Here is a 1,123-nt window from a genome sequence, read left to right as displayed (position 1 = left end):
TTTCCCACCTGCAAAATCTCCCCGCTGAGCTTAAGCTACATATCGCCCAATACACCGGTAAAAACGGCACAGGTGTTGATCTGGCATTACGGCAAACCAGTCGCAAGATGAAAGACATTGCCGAAAAAACGCTCTCTCAACGGCAGCAGTTCCTGGTGAAGAATGGCCAGACGCTAAGAGACTTAGGCTATATCCATTATGTCATGAACGCCTTGGCCAGACGGCCTGCCGCCGAGCAAACCTTTGTCCTGACCCACGGCCAGACGCTAAAGAACGCAGGCTATGACGGTGATGCCATGAACGGCTTGGCCGGATTGCCTGCCGCCGGGCAAACCTTTGTCCTGACCCACGGCCAGACGCTAAAAGACGCAGGCTATGACGGTTATGCCATGAACGGCTTGGCCGGATTGCCTGCCGCCGGGCAAACCTTTGTCCTGACCCACGGCCAGACGCTAAAAGACGCAGGCTATCACGGTTATGCCATGAACCGCTTGGCCACACGGCCTGCTGCCGAGCAAACCTTTGTCCTGACCCACGGCCAGACGCTAAAGGCCGCAGACTATCACGGTTTTGCCATGAACGACTTGGCCGCACAGCCTGTCGCCGAGCGAACTTTTGTCTTAACTCACGGCCAGACGCTAAAGGCCGCAGGCTATAGCGGTTATGTCATGAACCGCTTGGCCGCACAGCCTGCCGTCAAGCGCGAAGCAGTCCTGCAAAATCTCACATCAAACAGCTAATGCCTACGCGCGGCCTGTGTCCACGATCCAAGATTGCTGGGCAAGGCCTGTCAGAAGAAGAGCAAAAGGTTTTGATAGAAGCTTTGAAAACAGATGGATAAAACAATGTCTTCCCAAAACTCGCTTAGATGTAACTTTTAATACTTACTGTATAGGGAAAAATAGCCTCTAGCTTGAACTGACCCCCGAAAGTGAACTGACCCCCGAAAGTTGGACACAACCTTCGGGGGTTTCTTTATGGCGAAGTACTCGCTTCAGTTCAAACTCATGGTCGTTAGGGATTACCTGGAAAGCGCTGATGGCTTCAGCAGGGTTTCGCATCGGCACCAGGTGGAGAGAAGCCTAGTCCGCGCCTGGGTTGCGGCTTTTCAGCAGCATGGCGA

The 1,123-nt window shown here is 53.7% G+C and carries 2 protein-coding genes; both read left to right on the top strand.

The annotated features are described in order from the left end of the window. On the top strand, positions 1-740 hold a 740-nt coding region (locus IEX86_RS24705), incomplete at its 5' end, for a hypothetical protein (RefSeq protein ID WP_188868789.1). Between the two features lie 237 nt (positions 741-977). After that, a partial coding sequence (locus tag IEX86_RS25905; protein WP_188868788.1) for a transposase occupies positions 978-1,123 on the top strand: 146 nt, incomplete at its 3' end.

Source organism: Pseudomonas asuensis (assembly GCF_014646755.1).
GTDB lineage: Bacteria > Pseudomonadota > Gammaproteobacteria > Pseudomonadales > Pseudomonadaceae > Chryseomonas > Chryseomonas asuensis.
The sequence above is the reverse complement of the archived record's forward strand: the minus strand, read 5'-3'. Positions and strand labels throughout refer to the sequence as shown.